Below are 18,700 nucleotides of genomic sequence, written 5' to 3'. Positions count from 1 at the left end.
GCGTCAAAGGTCGCTTGGCAGCTGCCTAAGCACTTGGCTTAGCGCAGCCAGGATGCCTGTGGACGTGCCTATCAGCACGACCCGTTCAACTGGCGTTTATGTGGAATAGGGCTTACTGCAATAAAATGTAGCGTAATAACAGTTATTCCAAGAGGGCTAGCGTATTATAGAATAGAGTGTCAATAGCCCTTTTGCACGGACGACCATCGTGATCGAATCAGCTCTGTTAAGTATTAAAGTAGAGCTTGTAACTACCGATACAGAAACGCTTTTTTATCAGGCATTGGATCGCGATGAAACAAATGCGCTAGTAGAGTTCTTCCTTAAGATCAATATAGCTACCCTTCTCCCGCTGGTCGGCGATCCACGAAAAGCTTTAGCTACAAAAGATGGAATAGATAAGATTTTATGGGCTATAAGCAAGGGAATTGGTAGGGACATCTATAGCCCCACAGAGCTAGACAATTTAAAGATCTTAAAAGATACTGCTTATGCCACTCCCGACTCGGCAAATCATGATGAGTCTCCAGAAACTCTAGCTAGACTACTTGGCGAGGCTGGATTGACCTATCAAAAGGCTGCAATGTTGCTGGGCATTTCTGAACAATTGATGCAAGCCTATATGTTAGATACTACCTGCCCTGGCGCTCTGCCGGCACCTTACCCCGTACAATTTGCGCTTGAATGTTTAGCCAAAAAAAGATACGTTGAGAAGTTGAAGCTAGAGCTTAACGATTATGTTGCGGCGAGCACTTCTCGTGAGAACCTATCTCTATAGATGGATAAAAATAAGGCCCTAGAATTAGCGCCTTACATGCAAGTATTACCTAGTTAACTCACTGGAGTTGGTTGGCGAACTTGCCGACTGCGCCCACGACCTTTTGTGCACCGTCTTGAATTTCGATAATAACCTGCCCAGCTTGCCCCGCGAGTGAAAGTCCATGCTCTGCTTGCAGTTGACCTGCCTCAATCAATTTTACTGCATTTTCCGCAAGATTCTGATTTTGCTTTACGACGCTGACAATCTCTTCTGTAGCCTTTGTGGTACGCGAAGCCAGTTGCCTGACTTCATCAGCAACCACCGCAAAGCCACGGCCCTGTTCACCGGCGCGTGCGGCCTCGATGGCGGCATTCAGTGCTAAAAGATTAGTCTGCTCTGCAATACCGCTAATTGTCTTGACGATACTTCCTATTGCCTGCGACTGCTTATCCAACGCCTCGATTCCGACGACCGCGTCTCTCATCTGATGAGAAAGGCTGGTCATCACTTCGACCGTTTCCTGAGCAACTGATGCACCCAGTCGTGCTGTTTGATCAGTATGTAGCGAGGTCTCATAAGCAAGCCTTGCGGCTTCTGAAACGCATCGTTCGCGTTCCACCTGTTTTGTTATGACTGATGCGAATTTTACGATCTTGTAAAGATTTCCTTGGCCGTCAAATACTGGATTGTAGGAGGCCTCCAACCAAACTTCGCGACCACAGGCATCAATTCGCTTGAATCGGCCAGTAAAGAATTGACCTTGACGCAGGCGCTCCCAAAAGTCTGCATACGCTTGAGCGTGAACCTCTTGGGAATGGCAAAACATACGATGATGCTGCCCCTTGATCGCAGCAAGACGATAACCCATAGAGTCCAGGAAGCGCTCGTTTGCGTTAAGGACTTCACCCTTTAAATTGAATTCAATCACTGCAGTAGACAGTGTCAGTGCTTTGAGGAGTCCTTCATGCTCGCGCGACGCTTCAATCGTTCGAGTAAGATTATTACAATAGAAAAGATAGCCTTTTAACTTTCCGCAATCTTCAGTAAGAGGCTGCATGATACCGCGCAACCATATTTCCTTTTCGTCTTTTCCCGAGAGTCGCACTGCGCCGCTGTAATGTTCTCCTTTGGAGAGACACTGGATCAAACGCTTACTCATTTCTTCGTTTTTTACATGATCTGGCATCAATTCAGCGAACAGACGTCCTATCACCTCATGAGCAGGGATACCTACTTCCTGTTCAAAATTGGCATTTACACGCTTGATCCGTGCCTCGGGTGTAAGCTCAATGCCTATCATGTCCTCATCCAAACCCTGCTTTAAGCGATCAAACGAGGCTAAGCGCTCAAGGGCAGCTGCTAACTCGGCCTTCAGGTGTTTGTTAAACATATTTAGCTCGCCTTGTTCAAAGAAGTTGTTAGCCTATCTATAGGCCACTTAGGTACTAGGCAAAGGCTGCTAATAGCAGAAGCAGATCCGCTACTGCTCTGCCTTAGAAGACGCGCTTTCTTCATAAGTAGCGGGCCTAGATAGGAAAAGGAGTTTATTACGCTAATCGACCGAAGCGGCGATCCTTGAAGGGGAAATCTGCCCAGCGGTCTATAACGAAGGATGAATGGCAACCGCCCAAATTTCATTGCCAAGAAATGCCGAGTAAAATTATCCTACAATCATTTATTGAATATAATTTTTTTTTGAAAACTATCAGGTAGCAATACGGCGCCTCTGGCTTCACATGAGAGCTACTATGAACCATTTCCCAGATATCCCAGATCATCCAAGTCGGGAATACCTGCTGTCGATCCATAGGCAGCTTACCGCTAGCTTGGATCAGCTGCGAACCTTAAAGCTCGATGATCCCGCTCTACAAATCACATTGGCAGTTTTCGAAGCGCAGGCCAGACAAGCCCATGAGCTGATTGCTGAAATCGCCGTGAGGCTGGCAACGGATTCTCTTGGTGGGGTAGAGCTTGCTGATAAACGGACGATACGTGACCTAAAGCCTTGATCGACGTTGCCGATTAGCTGGTAATTTCCAATAGGTACCACGTCATGAACCTGCGTTCCTTCGGTGTAGCAACACGAAGCCTGCTCTGTTTCGGCCTCTTGGCGGTCCTAGTAGCTGCGCTAGGCCTGTTCAGTCTCTATCAGCTTGGTCAGCTTCGCGATCAAGAAGAAATCGTTGAGAGCAATAGCGTCCCCAGTATCATCGAAGCCAATCAACTGGCGTTGCAGATAGCCCAAACGCGTATTGAGGTCCTTCGCCTTCTTGCGATGCCAGACGCCGCCACCGTTGCTACGACGCGCAAGAAAATCGAAGCGTTTGGTGCCGAGGTACGCGTAGGCTTTGATCGATATCAAAAGCTCGTGAGCTCAGAACGCGAGCAGCAAATCTTTGACGTTTTGCGAAAAGTTCATCACGACTATATGCAATACACCCTTCAGCTTGCCGAATTGATCGCAGCAGGCCGACTGGATGATGGACGTGCCTTGGTGCAGGCTGCCATGGCGCAGCTAGGCGCCAAGATGAATGAAGGCACTGAAGCCTTACGCCAGATCAACAAAGATGCGGTCGATTCGGCAATGCAGGTGTCGACCCGGACCTATCACCGCGCAACGTCGGTCACCTGGCTGGTCATTGCATTGACGTTTGGCATAACCCTACTGCTTGCCTGGCGGTTGACGTTGAGCTTGGTACGTCCTCTTGCCCAGGCAGTCGCCGCTGCCAAGACTATTGCTAGCGGTGATCTCACCCAAGCACTCGATACCCGAGGTCGGGATGAAGCGGCGCAACTGTTGCAGGCCATGCACCAGATGCAGGGAAGCTTACGTGACACCTTTGAACACATGGGGCATTCGGCTACTCAGCTTGCTTCGGCCGCGGAAGAAATGACCGCGGTTATGCGGGAAAGCACCCATGGGCTACACCAGCAAAACAACGAAATTGAAATGGCCGCCACTGCCGTCACGGAGATGAGTCAGGCGGTGGAAGAGGTCGCCGGCAACGCTACCGCTACCTCGTCTGAGACACGTCGGGCTGCCGGTTCCGCTCGCCAAGGTCAGACCTTGCTCGTAGATACCTTGGACGCCATAACGGTCCTGGCTGGAAACGTCGTCAATGCCAGCGACAATGCGCGTCAGCTGGCTGATCAAACGCGCAACATTACTCAGGTGCTTGATGTTATCCGCTCCGTTGCCGATCAAACGAATCTACTGGCCCTCAACGCTGCCATCGAGGCTGCCAGAGCGGGCGATGCGGGCCGTGGTTTTGCCGTAGTGGCCGATGAGGTCCGGGCGCTCGCGCATCGGACCGGCGAATCCACACGCGAGATCGAGGGCATGATCGGCACCATTCAACAGGGTACAAGTCAGACCGTCGAAGCCTTGCTGATGAGCGCTAAGCAGGCTGATCAGACGCTTGGACAGGCACAGTCTGCCAGTGCTGCTTTGACAGCCATTGCTCAATCGATCTCAGACATTGACGAGCGCAACCTAGTGATTGCTAGTGCTGCCGAAGAACAGGCCCAGGTGGCAAGGGAAGTCGACCGTAACCTGGTACGCATCCGCGACCTTTCGGTGCAATCAGCCGCAGGTGCCGAACAAACACGAGCAGCGAGTCAGCAGCTTTCGGTACTGGCAACCGAGCTCGACAGCCAGATTCGGCGGTTTACCCTTTAAAGCGTGTACTACCAAGCAGGAAGTCAGCGAAAGGTGTTGACGTGAAATACTCCCCAAATTTTTTATATAATCTAAACACGCAAGAATGCTAAAGAAAATTGGCCGTGATGACGTTCAGCTTGGCATGTTTATCCAGAAATTTGAGGGAAGCTGGGTCGACCATCCGTTCTGGAGGACCGGCTTTCTATTGGAGCAAAACACCGACCTGCAACGTATTCAAGAAAGTGCCGTGCAGGCAGTATGGATTGATACAGCTCGAGGGATTGGCTGCATTGATACTATTGATGCTAAGCTAATTGTTCAGCCCATTCCCTATGTATTAGAATCGGGCACGGTCACTAATATCGAAGTTTCTAACATAATTAGCTGTGACCAGGAGTTGGCGCGAGCTGCTAAAGTCCTTACTGACGTAAAAAAGGAAGTCACACGGCTATTTAATGATGCTCGGCTGGGCAAGGCCATTTCAATGGGTGACGCGGATGCGGTCGTTGAGCAAGTGTCAGGATCAGTTCTCCGCCACCCTACCACATTAATAAGCTTGGCACGCTTGCGCTCTGCAGATGAATACACATTTGTTCATTCGGTATCTGTCTGCGCATTGATGACAGCTGTCGCACGTCAATTAAATCTAACGGCCGGAGAGGTACGGGCAGCGGGCACTGCAGGGTTACTTCATGATGTAGGCAAAATGCTTGTGCCTCTGAAAATACTTAATAAACCTGGCAAGCTGACTGACGAAGAATTTTTGATTATGAAAAGTCATGCTAAGCAAGGAGTTGCACTGCTGCAGCAATGGCAGGCATCGGCAGAGAGTATTGATGTTTGCTTGCATCATCATGAAAAGTTTGACGGAAGCGGCTATCCAGATAAACTTACAGGTAACGAAATTAGCCTACTGTCACGAATCGCAGCCGTATGCGATGTCTATGATGCTATTTCATCCGCACGACCTTATAAGCAAGCTTGGAGTCCTGCAGAGTCGATTCGGAAGATGGCTGAGTGGAAAGGTCATTTCGATCCTAACGTTTTTCAAGCTTTTATAAAGACATTAGGTATTTATCCAATAGGCTCATTGGTACGATTAAATAACGATCAACTAGCTGTTGTAGTCGACCAGCATCCCGACAATCTATTAACGCCTAAGATACGGATCTTTTTCTCCGCTCGGTCCCGTATACCGTTACCACAACGATTGCTGGATTTAGCACGTGCACCAGGTGGTGAAAAGATCATCTGCCGTGAAAAGGCCGAAAATTGGGGGTTTCGGAACCTTGATAAATTATGGCAGCAAGAACAAGAGAGAAGTAAATAGGTAGGAGTTGAATAGATCTACGCTTGCACTCAGAGTTAAATTCTGCCTCCGGGAAATTCTGCTACAGGCACATCGTGAGCTTTGCAAAATAAATAAGTAGATAAAATCGATAAGCCTGACCCGCATAACCATATAACTGAAAGTAATATAATTATTTCAAGTACGAAATTTTGATATTGCGCCTGCCTTCATCTTCCAGTATCGGAGTCAAAAATGTGTAGCCGATTCGTGCAGTCGCGGGGTATAAGCGAGTATCTGAAAATCCTAGGTCTTGACATGACCAGTTTGAAGATTCCAGCAGGCCTCTGCACTTCAAAGCGCTACAATATATCTCCAGGTGATCGAGTAGGCATCTTGACTGTAGAAGAAGGTGTCGCAAAAATGGAGGCCCTGACGTGGGGCGTGCGGCCTTTTTGGGTTCGTGAAAAGAACTGGCCTTCTACAATTACTGCCAGAATGGAAACCGCAGCCTCGAGCAAAATATTTGGTGAGATTTGGAAAAATGGACGTGCAGTGATTCTTGCAGATGGATGGTACGCTTGCTGCAAAGGTCGAAAGGCTAGACAGCATTACTATTTCAACCTACAATCCGAGAAGCCGTTATTTATTGCTGCAATTGGCTATTTGAGAGAAAGAGCCTTGAAGCCATACGACGGCGATGGCTTTGTAATCGTTACCACAGAGTCTAAAGGCAGTATGGCTGATATTCATGACCGCTCCCCCTTAATACTTTCTGCAGAATTAGTTCGGGAATGGATGGATCCTGACACTTCCGAAGAGCGTCTTGTGGAAATCATTCAAGAATGTCTGGCTCAACCAGATGTTTTTAAATGGCATCCCGTCAGTAACGTAGTTAATAGCGTCAAGCACGATGGGCAAGATCTAGTGAAGCCTAAAAGCGAAGATCTCGATTAAGGCTAAAATTGGATCATGTAGTGACTGACTCACCACACCTCAGCACTTACTTCAAGGCTGGCTTACACAAGAAGCGACTTAGGCATTTCTCTAAGTGGTAGGCATATGGTAAAGGTGCCGTCCCTAGCGAAAGTCATAAAAAGCTTCTGTGAGATGGGGCCTGGCCCAAGCCTGGCTATCGATTTGGAGGAACGGGCCAGAAATAGTCGGGCACGAGCTTTACTAAAAGTCCAGCACAACAGAGAGCAGCACAATACCCGTAATTATGATGATAGCCAAGAGGATCAAAACAGCGAGCTGGGACTCTTTGTCGGACATTTTCTCTGTAACCGCTGGTTGGGTCGCCCGTATTCGAGTAGAGAATTCCTCATCACTTCTACCCTTCAATTCTCCGAGCTGATCAAGGTGATAGGTTAGGCTTGGAAGGATGGACCAGTCCAACTCTAACCTATCACCGTTTGGGACGAAATAGATAGAGGAACACGATTGAGGTTAGCCCAGGCTTAAAAAGCATTCCACCTGACTTACTATTTGCTCCACGGCTTATCCTAGTGATGACTAGATCGTCTAATCCGATAATTACAAGGCCGCGGTAGTATTCAACGGGCTTAGGGCTACTCGAACCACCTCACGCGCTGATGTTCGACCTCCATATGGGTTGGGATAGTCGGGACAGGCTAACGTTCGAGAATCAGTCAAAAAGAGGTCGCTAGTCCCACTTCCGATCCCTCATCACCGGTAGCAATGATCATCGCGACCGGCTAGAGCTATGAGATCCAGACCGGCCCATCTCACGTGGTCTATTTTTAGGAGCCACGGAAGGCACAAACGCCGAAGGCAGCGATAGCCCGCCCGTTGCCTGAAGTACCGTGCTGTCCGGCTTAGGGGCTATGCCCCCTCAACCGCCCAACAGCCTGTCGACTCGAGCAGCGAAGGCGTCTACCGAATAGGGCTTTGTCAGCACCTCTATGTCAGTTCTGAGCTGCCCTTCGTCCTGAGAGGCCGTATCAGCGAAGCCGGTGACAAAGAACACCTTGGGCTCCGGGCGCACCTCCCGAGCGGCCTTGGCCAACTGCCGACCATTCATGAGACCCGGCAGGCCCACATCCATGATCAGTAGATCAATCCGGCCATCAGAGTTCAAGATCTCCAGCCCGCCCGCGCTTCCTGACGCCTCAAGCGTGGTGTAGCCCAGGTCGCCAAGGATCTCGGTGGTCAGCATCTGCAGCACCGGCTCATCCTCCACGACCAGCACCACCTCCCCGCGCCCCTTCGTTTCCGGCTCCGCTGCTGTCTCACCGGGGCAATCACCTGACGGGGCATGCTCGTTGCGCCGCGGCATGTACAAGCACATCGTGGTGCCTTCACCCAGGGTCGAATCGACCTTGATCCAGCCGCCGGACTGCTCGGCGAAACCGTAGATCATCGACAGGCCCAGGCCGGTACCCTCCCTGACCGGCTTGGTCGTGAAGAACGGATCGAAGATGCGACTCAAGAACTCGGGGGCTATGCCACTCCCCGTGTCGATCACGCAGAGGGACAGGTAATCTCCCGGCTCCAGGTCCAAACTCTCCGCAACCTGTTCGGCGAGGTGTTGACCGCCAACGAGCGCTTCCTGCAGGGCATAGGCTATTCGCTGGGGCAGATCGTCGGTAAGCACCACCGGATGTTCTGCAGCCGTGAAGAAGCCGAGTCGGCCGACTATCGCGCCTTCTGCGAGCGGCTCAACCGCGGCGACTACGTGGCCAGTCGCTTCAAGCGCATCGACAGCCATGGTCGTACCGTCTGGCTGGAGGCTTCCTACAACCCGGTGCTCAACACCCGCGGCGAGCTGTACAAGGTCATCAAGTTCGCCACCGTCATCACCAAGCAGGTGGAACAGGAACTGGCGGTGGCCGAGGCCGCGCGGGTCGCCTTCGACATCTCCCAGACCACCGACGAAAGTGCCCGCCAGGGCGCGGCGGTGGTGCAGGACACGGTCGCGGTGATGACCCGCATCGCCGACGAGATCCAGGTCGCCGCCAATGGCATCGAGGACCTCGGCAAGCAGTCGCTGGTGATCAGCGCCATCGTCAAGACCATCAGCGGCATCGCCGAGCAGACCAATCTGCTGGCGCTCAACGCCGCCATCGAAGCCGCCCGGGCCGGCGAGCAGGGGCGGGGCTTCGCGGTGGTGGCGGACGAGGTCCGGCAACTGGCCGGGCGCACCAGCAAGGCCACCGAAGAGATCGTCGGCGTGGTGCAGCAGAACCAGCAACTGGCGCAGACAGCGGTCAGCAACATGGCGGCCAGCCGGCAGCAGGCGGAGCAGGGGCTGCACCTAGCCAGCAACGCCGGGGTGCGCATCACCGAGATCCAGGAAGGCGCCCGCCAGGTGGTGGGCGCGGTCAGCCTGTTCGCTCGCCGGCTGAGTTAAGGCTAGGCGTCCCAGCCTGGGGCGCTGTACCACGCATAACAGGCCGCATCCAGTTCCAGCCAGCGGCCCTGGTGGATGACCATCCGCGTCGCCACCTCCGGGCTGGCCAGACCGATGGCCACCAGCAGGCTGCGGATCAGGGCGCCGTTGGCCACCAGCAGGGTGGGACCCTGGAGTTCCTCCAGCAGGGGCGCACCCGTTCGGCGGCATCGGCCTCGCTTTCACCAGCGGGTACCCGAAAGGTGTAGGGCTCGGCGACGCACCGGGCGTGCTGCGCCTTTAGCCTGACCAAGCCGCGCTACCAATACCCAGCGAGGTGGTACCGGAGGCATACGCCGCCACCTGGCTGTGTACTCACTGAGGAGGGCTGCGCCTGGCGCTGGCCGGAGGATCTGCCAGACCACCTGCGTACTCAGATCGAGATAGAGCTGCAGCTGATCGTCGATAAAGCATACGAGAGTTACTTCCTAACCGTGCACGGCTTCGTCCGCGTCGCACTGCAGCTGGGAATCCTCTGCCAGGGGTGCGGCTCGGCCGTTAACTCGGCGGTCTGTTTCGCCCTGCGTATCACTGAGCTGGATCCGATCCGGATCAACCTGCTGTTCGAGCGCTTCATCAGCCACGAGCGAGATGAGCCTCCGGACATCAATGTGGACTTCGAGCATAACCGCCGGGAATCGGAGGCCGACTACCCGCGTGAGCTGGGTAGATACCAACTGCATAGCGATCCTGCGCATTACTGACGTTTGATACGGTGGCAGCAGGCGCTCTTGTACTTATGGGTCGACGCTGGGCGTCCTTCGCTTCAGGCGTCGTTCCTATCACCTATCAACCACTCAGCCATAGCACTGTCTTCCAGCGCATACTCGCCGCGGTTAGCCTTCCAGATCAGCTCTCGCTCACGCAGCACTTCGAGGGCCTTCTGCACATTGGGCTTTGTGGCATTCGGCGCTGCCTGCGCCTCCTCAAGCTTTCGGTTGATCGCTTCGCGCGTCTCTGACGAGAACGGTGCGAAAGACTGCTTGCGCAAGGCCCGCTCGGCGATCACCTCCAGGACAGCACGCTGTAGAGCTGACAGGTCGTTGCAGGCGCTTTCGTAGTCGTTCCAGACGCCCTGCTGATGGTTCAGCGCGCCCTCACGCAGCAGCTCGCCCAGGTTGCCGGCCTCGCCCAGGATCACACGCGTGTCAGAGAGAAGCGCTGTCAGCATTTCCGGCCTGCGGCCGACTAACTCGAAGGCGTACTCCACGTCCTCGATCGCGAACTGGTTGTGCGCGGCGAGACTGCCGTTCCACAGCTCGGTGACAAACTCGACATAGTCACGGCTAAGACGAGGAAATTCGGAGACCCGGGCACCGTAGAAGGGTTGGCCGTTCTTGAGCACCAGGTTGGCCAGCTTATCTCGGCTGGAGCCAGTGAAGACCATCCGGACGCCGTCTTCCTCCTCGCCGCTATTGAGCTGGTCGCGGGCAGCCTTGAGGGCGAACATGGCTGCCACGCCTGCCTCGCTGTTGAGTGCATGCTGAGCTTCGTCGATGATCAGCACGATCATGCGACCTGATACGGTGCGCAGCACTTCCAGTGCCTTCGCCAGGGTAGTACCGGCGGGCAGCTGCGGCCGGGTGAAGTCCCAGCTCAGGGTGCGCAGGAGGTTGAGCTTTTCAATGCCGGCCTTCTTGGCCACCTTGCTCAAGCCAGACTCGTATTCGGCCAAGGCCTCGCCGATGGCGCCCGCGATCAGGTCGGCGGGATCGTTCTGCTTGTCCGCCCACAGGTCGACATAGACAGCGAGCCAACCACGGGCTTCGCAGGCAGGAATAAGGTCGTTCTTGAGGAAGGTGCTTTTGCCGGTGCGCCGCGGCGCCGCGAGGAAGAGCCCTGAGCTATGATCGTGGAAGGTCTCGCCTGCCAGCTCTCTAACCAATGACTCCGCCAGAGCGGTGCGTTTGAAGAGTGGACGTCTCGCGGCCATGGCCAGTATCCCGGAGTATCTGCGTTCGGATACAGTATACCGATGAAGATACTTAAGCTATACCGGCCGGCGCTCATCGCCGCTTGGAGGGTTGCGACAGTAGCGCGACGCCTGCGCACACTGGCGCGGCGCCCGATAGATCTACTGGCCGTAAGTGTTCTCGTATTCGCCCGACCACTTCCATTCGCGTGGTGCTGCTGGTTCTTGGTAGTTGGCGGCCAGCACGTCTGCAAGGTGCGATGGGGTGCAGGGCGTGTCGTACGTTGGCGCAGTTATCCAGCGCTCCAAAGCGCCCTGTAGCTCGGCAAACTCATCAGCACCGATGCCGTCGAAATCCCCAGGCCGGAAGATGTTGCCGTCGACGGCCGTTGGGCTGAGGTCTGCGGACAGGAACATTGCCAGAGCACCACCCACCGGCGCAACGAACAGGGACTCACTGTCGACTTTGGCAATGGTGTCGGCCGGCGCCGCTGCGAGGATCGACGCCATCTGGTTCCAAATCACAAGCAGCTGTTGGAAGACCGGGTCTTCGGCTCTAGAGCAATAGCGGTGGACGCACAGCTGTAGCGGCAGAGCCGGAGTCGAGGAGGTATTGAGGGTCTGCATGGGGAAGCTCCGTCAGCATCGTTGAGTGATGCTGACCAACGTCCCATAGGTCTTCAGATACGCAAGCCGCGAGGGGCTCAGCAGCTGGCGCACCGGGGTAGCCTGACTCGCCTACTGCGACCGCTTTCAGATCCCGTCGAATCCTGCGATCCCGGATCTGAACGGCTTCCACTCTTCCTCTGGCGCGCCGAGCTTGCAGATAGCCACGGTGACCTTCTGGCCAATGGCTGGATCCGGCGGTTTGACGGCGAGATGGCGGTAGGGGGTGTAGTCGGGCACCCACATACTGGAGCTCTGGCTCCGGTGGTATTCCCAGATACCGTACGCGTTGACGGTGCTCACCGAGCGCTCCAGGTTGATTACTCGACCACTTTCCAGATGGATCACCAGCATTGCGCACGCCTCACGAGTTGAGGCGCGATGATACCGCGCGGTGCTGGCATGGCCTGCAGCAGGTCGTCAGGTGACGCAGAGTACGACTACAGATTACGGCTCGCCGGGCGTTGGTGTACCGCACCGCCCGGCGCTGGCAGGTATCTATCACGCAGCAGACGTGGCAGACGACTACAGATTCTGGCCGGCGGGACAGGCGTAGGAAATGAACTCGCCGCCCACCCATTCCTTGCCCATCTCGCCCGGTACCAGCGGGATACCCAGCGTCGCAAAGACCGGCCGAGCACCGGCACATTCCTGGACGTATAGGACGGTGTACGCATAACCCTTGGCATCTGCAATTTCCGCCAGCTCGTTGATGGACACGAAGTGGTCCGACTGGAACGAGTAGTCGAGGCAGGACCACCCATGGCCATGGATGACTCGCGGCCGAGCGCCGGGCGCGGCGAACCGCTTGAAGGCGGTGGCCAAGGTGTCGTCCCGGGCAACCCTGTCCTTGAAGTCGAGGTAGCACAGGAGCGAACAATTCCCGTACCAGAGCGCCTTGATCTGGAAGCCCTGGCGCCAGTTGACCCAGCCTACCTGGCTGGTGATCTGCGGGCTCCACTTCGGAAGTTGTTCCACCGCGGCTTTGAGCTGTTCAACCGGTACCATGTTCGTGTCTCCATCAGGTGATGGCCTACCCTCTCACCGATCCGGAAAACGCAAGGCCCGTCGTGGTCCGCCTGGTGGCATGCCGCTAGACTGGCATGTGCTGCAGATCCCGTGAGTTGCGATGAAGATCTGGACGGACGAGATGCTTGCCTTGCTGGGCACCGAGAGCGATACCGCCCTGGGCGACCGGTGGGGTATGTCGCGCATGACCGTGGCGCGCAAGCGGCAGTCGCTGGCCATCGCGCCCTACGACCTGAAGCAGGGCGGCTTCCAGCGCGAGACGTTGTTCCGGTGGAGCCCGGAGAACCTCGCCCTCCTTGGACAGGAACCCGATGCGACCGTCGCCAGGCGGCTCGGCATCAGCCGGCGCGCGGTCTACCTGATGCGCCTGCGCCAGGGCCTGGCCCCGGCGAAGCGGGCACCGCGGGTGCACAGTCTGCCCCCGGAGGCCGTGCCGCTACTGGGCAAGTTGCGAGACGCCGAGCTGGCTCACCGGTTCGGGATTCCTGACGATCTGGTGTACCGCGAACGCAAACGGCGCGGCATTCCAAAGCTGCAGGTCGAACAGCCACTGAGCGAGGCGCTACTGGCTGAGCTGGGCACCGATAGCGACCGGGCAATTGGCCTGAGGCACGGCCTGCACTACAGCAAGGTGAGGGAGCTGCGCCTGAAGCGCCAGATTCCTGCGTATAAGCGCCCCAATCGCAAGAAGATGGCCGCCGGCGGTAACGCCATTGACGGTGGCCACGGCCGCTAGCCCACCGCCGCTCATAGCCACCTTCCGCTCCTCTGTCTGCTTCTCCCCCGCATAGGGCCTGCCAGTCATCCTTGCCGCCGCTACACTCCCGCGTCGGCGTCACCGGCAGTACGGAAACGCGGCAGCGCCCGCCCGGTGATACCGGCCCTCACCCTCTTACAACGGATCTGAGACCTCATATGCTTCGGCAGCTAGCAGTAGCCCTTGCGTTGACCCTCCCTACCCTCTCCTTCGCCGAAACGATCGACTGCCGCGTAGTGGGCGTGCACGACGGCGACACCCTGACGTGCCTCACTAGCGCCAAGCAGCAGATCAAGGTCCGGCTTGCGGAAATCGATACCCCGGAGAGCAAACAGCCCTACGGCAACCGCGCCCAACAATCCTTGGCGGGCATGGTCTTTTCGAAGGATGTTCGCCGGGACGTCCAGGACACTGACCGATACGGCCGCCGGGTGGCCCGCGTGTACCAGGGCAATACGGACGTGAATGCCGAGCAGGTGCGCCAGGGCGCCGCGTGGGTCTATCGCCAATACCTGAAGGATCGATCGCTGCTGGACCTGGAAGCGCAGGCCAAGGCGCAGAAGCGTGGCCTGTGGGCGCTACCGGAGGCGGAGCGGGTACCGCCGTGGGAGTGGCGCCGCGCCGCGCGTGATCAGCGACAAGATGCGCAAGCTGGAGAGGGCGAGCCGCCGGCGGCAGTACCGCCGAAGCGACCCGCGTCCTTCTCTCAATTTGGCGGTTCGGATGGCACCAGCACCGCGGGATCCTTCAGCTGCACACCACTGAAGGCCTGCAGGCAGATGACGAGCTGTGCGGAGGCGAAGTATCAGCTGCAGCACTGTGGCAACGGCCGGATCGATGGCGACCACGACGGGGTGCCGTGCGAAGCCATCTGCCGGTAGTTGGTGACTAGCGGGCCCGGATGGGGCCTTCTGCCGGATGCTTCGCGGTATGGGCCGCGATCAGCTGGTCGAGGAGGGCGACGACGTCCGGACGGCTGAGCAGCTCACGCCCCACGACCGCTGCCGGTTTGAAGACGCGGCCGGCCTTGCGGGTGTTCCAATCGCCGATCACCACGTGGATGCCCTGCACCTGGCCTACCGGGGGAAGCATGCCCCAGGTCTTGGTGTGGCTGGCGTAGGTGAGCAGGGCGCCAGCGAGTTCCTCGTGCAGCGCCAGGCGCGCCGCGTGATCCTTCGCCGCCTCGTAGCCGGTCAGGGCGTATTGCAGCACGTCCCACGCCTGGATGCCCTTTGGCAGCGGCAGTCCGCCGCGCTGGCATGCGGCGCGGTAGCCCTCGACCGAGAGCTGCGTGACCAACCGGGCGCCGTGCTCCGGATTGACCGAGTAGATCCAGACCGGCACCGTGTTGGTGGGGTTGCCCTGCACCACAGCGTTCCAGTCCGCCTGCTGGGTGGCCGTTTCGAAGCGCTTTCTCTCCGCTTTCTTGATGTCGTCCATTGCCAGGCCTCCTACTCGTCCAGTCCAGTAACACCGGCGCCTTTCCACAGCCGCTCAGCGACCTGGCGGATCAGCACGAGATCGTCCTGTGTGCTTGCCGAGTCGGGTAGATGACCGATGAACGCCAGCTGCGCGATTTCGCGGCAGAAGTCCGGCCGCGAATAACCTGACGCGAGCAGGCCCTGGTAGGCCGTTTTGCCAAGCAGCCGCTCGGCCGCGGCGTCGAAGTGTTTCTGGGTAGCCATGTTCCGAATGCCTCGCGAGTTGTGGGAGATCCGTTCCACGCTATCGAGCATTTGAAAAATGCAACTCGGTACCGGCTGCGGCTCGATGCTAGCCGCGCAGGTCGCCGGCTGCTGCTCCCAGCTACTCACAAATTGAGCTTGAGCACGTTCCCCTTGACGAGGCGCCCCAGCTACATATCCTGCGGCCGCTATTGAGCTCCCTCCTATGAACCAACGAAAGGCAAAGCTATGGCTACCTACATCCTGACCCGAAACGGCTACCCTCCCATCTATCGAGAGGCAGATGGCGCTCCACGTGACTTGCTGGAAATTGCCGAGAGGAACGCCGACCTACGTGCTCAGGTGTTCGTTCAGGACGACTGCCTGACGAAGGAAATCTATCCCGGCTGGCGCAAAAAATATCTCTGGAAGGACTGATTCAGGCCGTTGGTACCCAACACCGATTGACGGTGCTGGTCGAGCACTCCACAGCTCCGGGATCATGCTCACTCGGAGGATTCCAACAGTCGGGACAAGCTGTCGGGTTCTATCCCCCATCCCTCCCCCAGCGTGAAAGTCGGGCGACCGTGAAACCGGTCAGCTTTGCCCATGCTGACACTCATGGCTTCACCGGTGACTCCATGGAAATCGCTAGAGTCGTCATAGTCGATGGAAATCTCCGCGTCGTATCGCTGGAGGAGGTCTCGTAACTCGGTGAGGAATGCGATCCGTGTGGTGTGATCCATCAGTTCGACTCCTGATGGCGTGCGCAGGAAGCGACGAAATGATGGGTGTAACTGAGCAGCGCGCTCCGCGCAGACGCGTCACACAGGTGCAAGTGCTCGTTGGCCACCTTGAACCGGCCCAAGTAATCTAGTCCCTCGAGATCTGCGGCGGCAATCTGCTCTCCGTCAACCAAGGCGGCAACCGCACGCTCCCGCTCCGCGAACAGTTCCTGTAGGACTTTGGGGTGCCTGTTCATCTTGCGCTCGCTCAATACTGATGGAATTGCCTCCTAGGCTAGCGGCCTTCTGGAAAACGCAAACACCGGGCACCTTATCGCTTGTCAGGGACCGCACATCGAAGGAGGGCCAGGTCTGGGCGCCAGCTGCGTTTACCCTGGCACCAGTAGCAGAGTGACACCGCCGGGGCCGCCCTGGATGCAAAGGAAAAAGGACTTTTGAACATGGCAATGAGTGCTGAGCCTGATGATGCGCCTGACTGGCTGGTGCAGAAGCCGCGTAGGGCGCGGCCGGTCGCTTTAGTCGTGTGCCTTGCCGTCGGCGGCCTCGCGACATTCGCTGCCCTGGAGCTGGCCAGCCGGGCGCTGCCAGGTCCATCGACATCCGTAGCTACTGACCGCCCCGCCCTTCGCGCCGAGGCTGCAGCTCATCCTGCCCCAGAGCCGGTCGATACCGTCCGCGGCACGGTCCGCCGCGTTACGCCTTCACCCGTGGAAGGAAATGCGTCAGCCGCGGCGACCCCACCCTCGAACGTCCAGCCGCCGGCAGTGGCGGTCGGCAAGCAGACCGTCTTCAACGACCGAAACTTCACGCCACGAGGGGCCGATAACGTAGTGAGCTTCAGCGAAGCCCCTCGAAGCCTGGCGCCAGAAGAGGCGCCCCCGCAGCCGACGAAGGTCACGGTGGTGCGCCAGACGCCAAGCATGAAGGACCGCGCCTGCTGGCCGTACAAGGCTGGCAGCCTGGAGCATCGCAACTGCCGATCCGCGGTCGGGCTTCAGTACCGGGACTAGCGTCACTGTTGGTCGCCAGCGAGAACTGAGGAGTTCACGCCCAAGGCGAGGTCAATCCGGCGTTTGCCTAGGCCGCTGCCGTGCTGTACTGACAGGGATCTCTCCCTCAGCGCGGCTGGCCGGCGACACTCGCTATCGGGCCGCGGTGAGGAGATAGCTACCACCTTGGCTTGGAGGCCTACGCCTATGCTCTACAACCGCTATCGGATCACCCTGGGCGGGAAGTCATACTCCCCTGAGTTCCAAACGGATCCTCAGTACGCCGCGGCCTGGAAGCGCGTCCTGGAACGCGCCTACGGCCGGGAACACGGTCTGTGCGGATGCCCTGGAGCGGCGAGCGAAAGGTGACGATCAAGCTGCGCGAAGGATCGGACGGCTACCACCTAGCCCGCTACCCTCACAGCGGCCCGGAGCATGCCAATGACTGTCGCTTCTATGCAGCAGCGCCGCAGCGCTCTGGTCTGCAGGGCTATGCCGTCGGCGTGGTGGAAGAAACCGCCGACGGGGGTATGAAGGTGAGGCTCGCCCGGGGCGTACGGCAGCAAACGCCTGGGGAAGCTGCGGATGCGACCCCCTCCCCGCCGGCCGCCCCGGGCGTGAAGAAGCCGGCCATGACGCTTCTGGGCCTGCTGCATCTTCTCTGGTCGGAAAGCCGGCTCACCACCTGGTACCCGGCAATGGCGGGAAAGCGTAATGGGGAGCTGATTTCTCACCTGCTTCACGAATGCGCCGGGCGGGTGTCGGTAGCCCCTCGCATCAAGCTCGACCAGGTGTTGCTGCTGGCCGCTCAGAAAGAGAAGCGGCGCGAGGCGGCCAACCGCGAGATCGCGACGAACGCGGCCTCACGCAACTGGCGGCTGGTCGTCGTCAGTCCCCTGGCCAGGTACGACGAGGAGCGCCACAGCGGCTCGCCGGAGAGATTGCCAGTGACTGGGCCATTCGGGATGCCAACGCTCTACCTGCCCCCTGCCGTATGGGAAACCGCCTCTCGCCGATTCGGACGGGAGCTGGGCGCCTGGCGCAGGGGAAGCCGGGTGATCGCTATCGCTCAAATCGCGCAGCGCCCGGCCAAAGCCCACCAGGCGGATGTGCTCGAGGTGGCGCTGATGCAGGTGAGCGAGCAGTGGATCCCGCTTGATTCAGACCTGGAAGGCAAGGTCGAGCAGAAGCTGCGGGATGAGAGGCGCAAGTTCGACAAGCCGCTGCGTTACGACGCCGACGAATGCGCCGTCTTCCCAGACTTCTGGCTGCTGGACATGCAGCAGGACTTCGCGCTCGAGGTCTTCGGCATGGCCACACCGCAGTACCTGGAACGGCGCGGCACGAAAGAACAGTGGTGCTGCAGCGAGTATGGCAAGACGGGCTCGTGGCGCTGGGACGCGACCCAGGACCCTCGGGGAGAACACATACCGGCGTTCCCCGCGGCATACGTGTCTTCCAGATAGGTCAACGCGAAACCGGGCTAGCAGCGCAAACGTCCGGGCTCACTGTCGGTTTCCGAAATTGCTGCGAAATTCTGGAAACAATTGAACGGAAATTAGCCAATGACAGCAATCGACCCAAAGCTGACGGTTTCGGCAGGTTGTTTATGGCCAGAAGTGCCCTTCGCGCTTTCATTAACCTGGATCACGGTAAGTTAGCGTAAGCCAAGTGGTATTGTGGTCAGCCTTGTTGGCGCTGATGGAAAATTGACCCACCCTGCCGATTGAAATTTGACCCAGGGCGGATTGCTGATTTTGTTACCAGCAACTGTGGATAAGTCTACCAGCGCAGCTGCTGTTGCCCCCACTCCTTC

At 57.5% G+C, this 18,700-nt stretch carries 20 protein-coding genes and 3 pseudogenes; 12 read left to right on the top strand and 11 right to left on the bottom strand.

Annotated features, from left to right (window positions below):
* Positions 1 to 208 precede the first annotated feature (208 nt).
* Positions 209 to 778: a hypothetical protein gene (locus QMX82_RS01770; protein WP_173150402.1), complete on the top strand. Its 570-nt coding sequence runs from the start codon at positions 209 to 211 to the stop codon at positions 776 to 778.
* Positions 779 to 836: 58 nt separating this feature from the next.
* Here the strand turns inward: QMX82_RS01770 and QMX82_RS25865 are convergent.
* Together QMX82_RS25865 and QMX82_RS25860 are read right to left on the bottom strand one after the other, a co-directional pair.
* Positions 837 to 1,229: pseudogene (locus QMX82_RS25865) on the bottom strand (methyl-accepting chemotaxis protein); the annotation flags it as partial.
* Positions 1,230 to 1,376: 147 nt separating this feature from the next.
* Positions 1,377 to 2,060 (bottom strand): annotated as a pseudogene (locus QMX82_RS25860) (PAS domain-containing protein); the annotation flags it as partial.
* 448 nt (positions 2,061 to 2,508) lie between these two features.
* Here QMX82_RS25860 and QMX82_RS01760 point away from each other — a divergent pair.
* The 4 genes from QMX82_RS01760 (at position 2,509) to QMX82_RS01745 (ending at position 6,666) form a co-directional block, all read left to right on the top strand.
* Positions 2,509 to 2,769, top strand: coding sequence for a hypothetical protein (locus QMX82_RS01760; protein ID WP_143008548.1), 261 nt, complete (start codon positions 2,509 to 2,511; stop codon positions 2,767 to 2,769).
* A 44-nt stretch (positions 2,770 to 2,813) separates the two neighbouring features.
* Positions 2,814 to 4,439 (top strand): methyl-accepting chemotaxis protein, encoded by a 1,626-nt coding sequence (locus tag QMX82_RS01755; RefSeq protein ID WP_074584860.1) that lies wholly within the window; start codon positions 2,814 to 2,816, stop codon positions 4,437 to 4,439.
* 85 nt (positions 4,440 to 4,524) lie between these two features.
* Positions 4,525 to 5,751 (top strand): HD-GYP domain-containing protein, encoded by a 1,227-nt coding sequence (locus tag QMX82_RS01750; RefSeq protein WP_074584859.1) that lies wholly within the window; start codon positions 4,525 to 4,527, stop codon positions 5,749 to 5,751.
* Between the two features lie 213 nt (positions 5,752 to 5,964).
* Positions 5,965 to 6,666 (top strand): SOS response-associated peptidase, encoded by a 702-nt coding sequence (locus QMX82_RS01745; protein ID WP_074584858.1) that lies wholly within the window; start codon positions 5,965 to 5,967, stop codon positions 6,664 to 6,666.
* 898 nt (positions 6,667 to 7,564) lie between these two features.
* Here QMX82_RS01745 and QMX82_RS01740 read toward each other — a convergent pair.
* A complete protein-coding gene (locus tag QMX82_RS01740; RefSeq protein ID WP_074584857.1) occupies positions 7,565 to 8,326 on the bottom strand; it encodes an ATP-binding protein in 762 nt (253 codons plus the stop codon).
* Between QMX82_RS01740 and QMX82_RS25855 the strand changes: the two are divergent.
* Together QMX82_RS25855 and QMX82_RS01735 are read left to right on the top strand one after the other, a co-directional pair.
* Positions 8,258 to 8,491, top strand: a pseudogene (locus QMX82_RS25855) (PAS domain-containing protein); the annotation flags it as partial. The gene QMX82_RS01740 and the pseudogene QMX82_RS25855 overlap by 69 nt on opposite strands.
* Positions 8,477 to 9,082, top strand: a complete 606-nt coding sequence (locus QMX82_RS01735; RefSeq protein WP_256326439.1) for a methyl-accepting chemotaxis protein — start codon at positions 8,477 to 8,479, stop codon at positions 9,080 to 9,082. The pseudogene QMX82_RS25855 and the gene QMX82_RS01735, both read left to right, overlap by 15 nt.
* 2 nt (positions 9,083 to 9,084) lie before the next feature.
* Here the strand turns inward: QMX82_RS01735 and QMX82_RS01730 are convergent, their stop codons facing one another.
* On the bottom strand, positions 9,085 to 9,237 hold the full coding sequence (locus QMX82_RS01730; protein WP_169886981.1) for a hypothetical protein: 153 nt from the start codon (positions 9,235 to 9,237) through the stop codon (positions 9,085 to 9,087).
* Positions 9,238 to 9,366: 129 nt separating this feature from the next.
* Here QMX82_RS01730 and QMX82_RS01725 point away from each other — a divergent pair, with 129 nt between their 5' ends.
* Positions 9,367 to 9,825, top strand: coding sequence for a hypothetical protein (locus QMX82_RS01725; RefSeq protein WP_081347983.1), 459 nt, complete (start codon positions 9,367 to 9,369; stop codon positions 9,823 to 9,825).
* Between the two features lie 62 nt (positions 9,826 to 9,887).
* Here the strand turns inward: QMX82_RS01725 and QMX82_RS01720 are convergent, their stop codons facing one another.
* From QMX82_RS01720 to QMX82_RS01705, 4 genes are all read right to left on the bottom strand, one after another.
* The gene (locus tag QMX82_RS01720; protein WP_074584855.1) at positions 9,888 to 11,054 is read right to left on the bottom strand and encodes a hypothetical protein; all 1,167 of its coding nucleotides are present in this window, start codon (positions 11,052 to 11,054) and stop codon (positions 9,888 to 9,890) included.
* Between the two features lie 141 nt (positions 11,055 to 11,195).
* Positions 11,196 to 11,660: a hypothetical protein gene (locus tag QMX82_RS01715; protein ID WP_074584854.1), complete on the bottom strand. Its 465-nt coding sequence runs from the start codon at positions 11,658 to 11,660 to the stop codon at positions 11,196 to 11,198.
* A gap of 126 nt (positions 11,661 to 11,786) precedes the next feature.
* Positions 11,787 to 12,053 carry a hypothetical protein gene (locus QMX82_RS01710; RefSeq protein WP_074584853.1) on the bottom strand — a complete coding sequence of 89 codons (267 nt, stop codon included), beginning with the start codon at positions 12,051 to 12,053 and terminating at the stop codon, positions 11,787 to 11,789.
* Between the two features lie 171 nt (positions 12,054 to 12,224).
* Positions 12,225 to 12,707 (bottom strand): hypothetical protein, encoded by a 483-nt coding sequence (locus QMX82_RS01705; protein WP_074584852.1) that lies wholly within the window; start codon positions 12,705 to 12,707, stop codon positions 12,225 to 12,227.
* A 121-nt stretch (positions 12,708 to 12,828) separates the two neighbouring features.
* Here QMX82_RS01705 and QMX82_RS01700 point away from each other — a divergent pair, with 121 nt between their 5' ends.
* Together QMX82_RS01700 and QMX82_RS01695 are read left to right on the top strand one after the other, a co-directional pair.
* A complete protein-coding gene (locus QMX82_RS01700) occupies positions 12,829 to 13,464 on the top strand; it encodes a hypothetical protein (RefSeq protein WP_074584851.1) in 636 nt (211 codons plus the stop codon).
* Between the two features lie 209 nt (positions 13,465 to 13,673).
* Positions 13,674 to 14,366: a thermonuclease family protein gene (locus QMX82_RS01695; protein WP_242455213.1), complete on the top strand. Its 693-nt coding sequence runs from the start codon at positions 13,674 to 13,676 to the stop codon at positions 14,364 to 14,366.
* A gap of 7 nt (positions 14,367 to 14,373) precedes the next feature.
* Here QMX82_RS01695 and QMX82_RS01690 read toward each other — a convergent pair whose 3' ends face one another.
* Complete coding sequence (locus QMX82_RS01690) at positions 14,374 to 14,925, bottom strand: hypothetical protein (protein ID WP_074584849.1); 552 nt, start codon at positions 14,923 to 14,925, stop codon at positions 14,374 to 14,376.
* An 11-nt stretch (positions 14,926 to 14,936) separates the two neighbouring features.
* Positions 14,937 to 15,170, bottom strand: coding sequence for a hypothetical protein (locus QMX82_RS01685; RefSeq protein ID WP_074584915.1), 234 nt, complete (start codon positions 15,168 to 15,170; stop codon positions 14,937 to 14,939).
* A 228-nt stretch (positions 15,171 to 15,398) separates the two neighbouring features.
* Here QMX82_RS01685 and QMX82_RS01680 point away from each other — a divergent pair, with 228 nt between their 5' ends.
* Positions 15,399 to 15,587: a hypothetical protein gene (locus QMX82_RS01680; RefSeq protein WP_074584848.1), complete on the top strand. Its 189-nt coding sequence runs from the start codon at positions 15,399 to 15,401 to the stop codon at positions 15,585 to 15,587.
* 68 nt (positions 15,588 to 15,655) lie between these two features.
* Here the strand turns inward: QMX82_RS01680 and QMX82_RS01675 are convergent, their stop codons facing one another.
* Positions 15,656 to 15,895, bottom strand: coding sequence for a hypothetical protein (locus QMX82_RS01675; RefSeq protein ID WP_074584847.1), 240 nt, complete (start codon positions 15,893 to 15,895; stop codon positions 15,656 to 15,658).
* Positions 15,896 to 17,249: 1,354 nt separating this feature from the next.
* Here QMX82_RS01675 and QMX82_RS01670 point away from each other — a divergent pair.
* Positions 17,250 to 18,350 carry a DUF1173 family protein gene (locus tag QMX82_RS01670; RefSeq protein ID WP_256326430.1) on the top strand — a complete coding sequence of 367 codons (1,101 nt, stop codon included), beginning with the start codon at positions 17,250 to 17,252 and terminating at the stop codon, positions 18,348 to 18,350.
* Positions 18,351 to 18,700 lie beyond the last annotated feature (350 nt).

Source organism: Pseudomonas sp. PS02302, from assembly GCF_029959585.1.
Classification (GTDB): Bacteria; Pseudomonadota; Gammaproteobacteria; order Pseudomonadales; family Pseudomonadaceae; genus Chryseomonas; species Chryseomonas aestiva.
The sequence above is the reverse complement of the archived record's forward strand: the minus strand, read 5'-3'. Positions and strand labels throughout refer to the sequence as shown.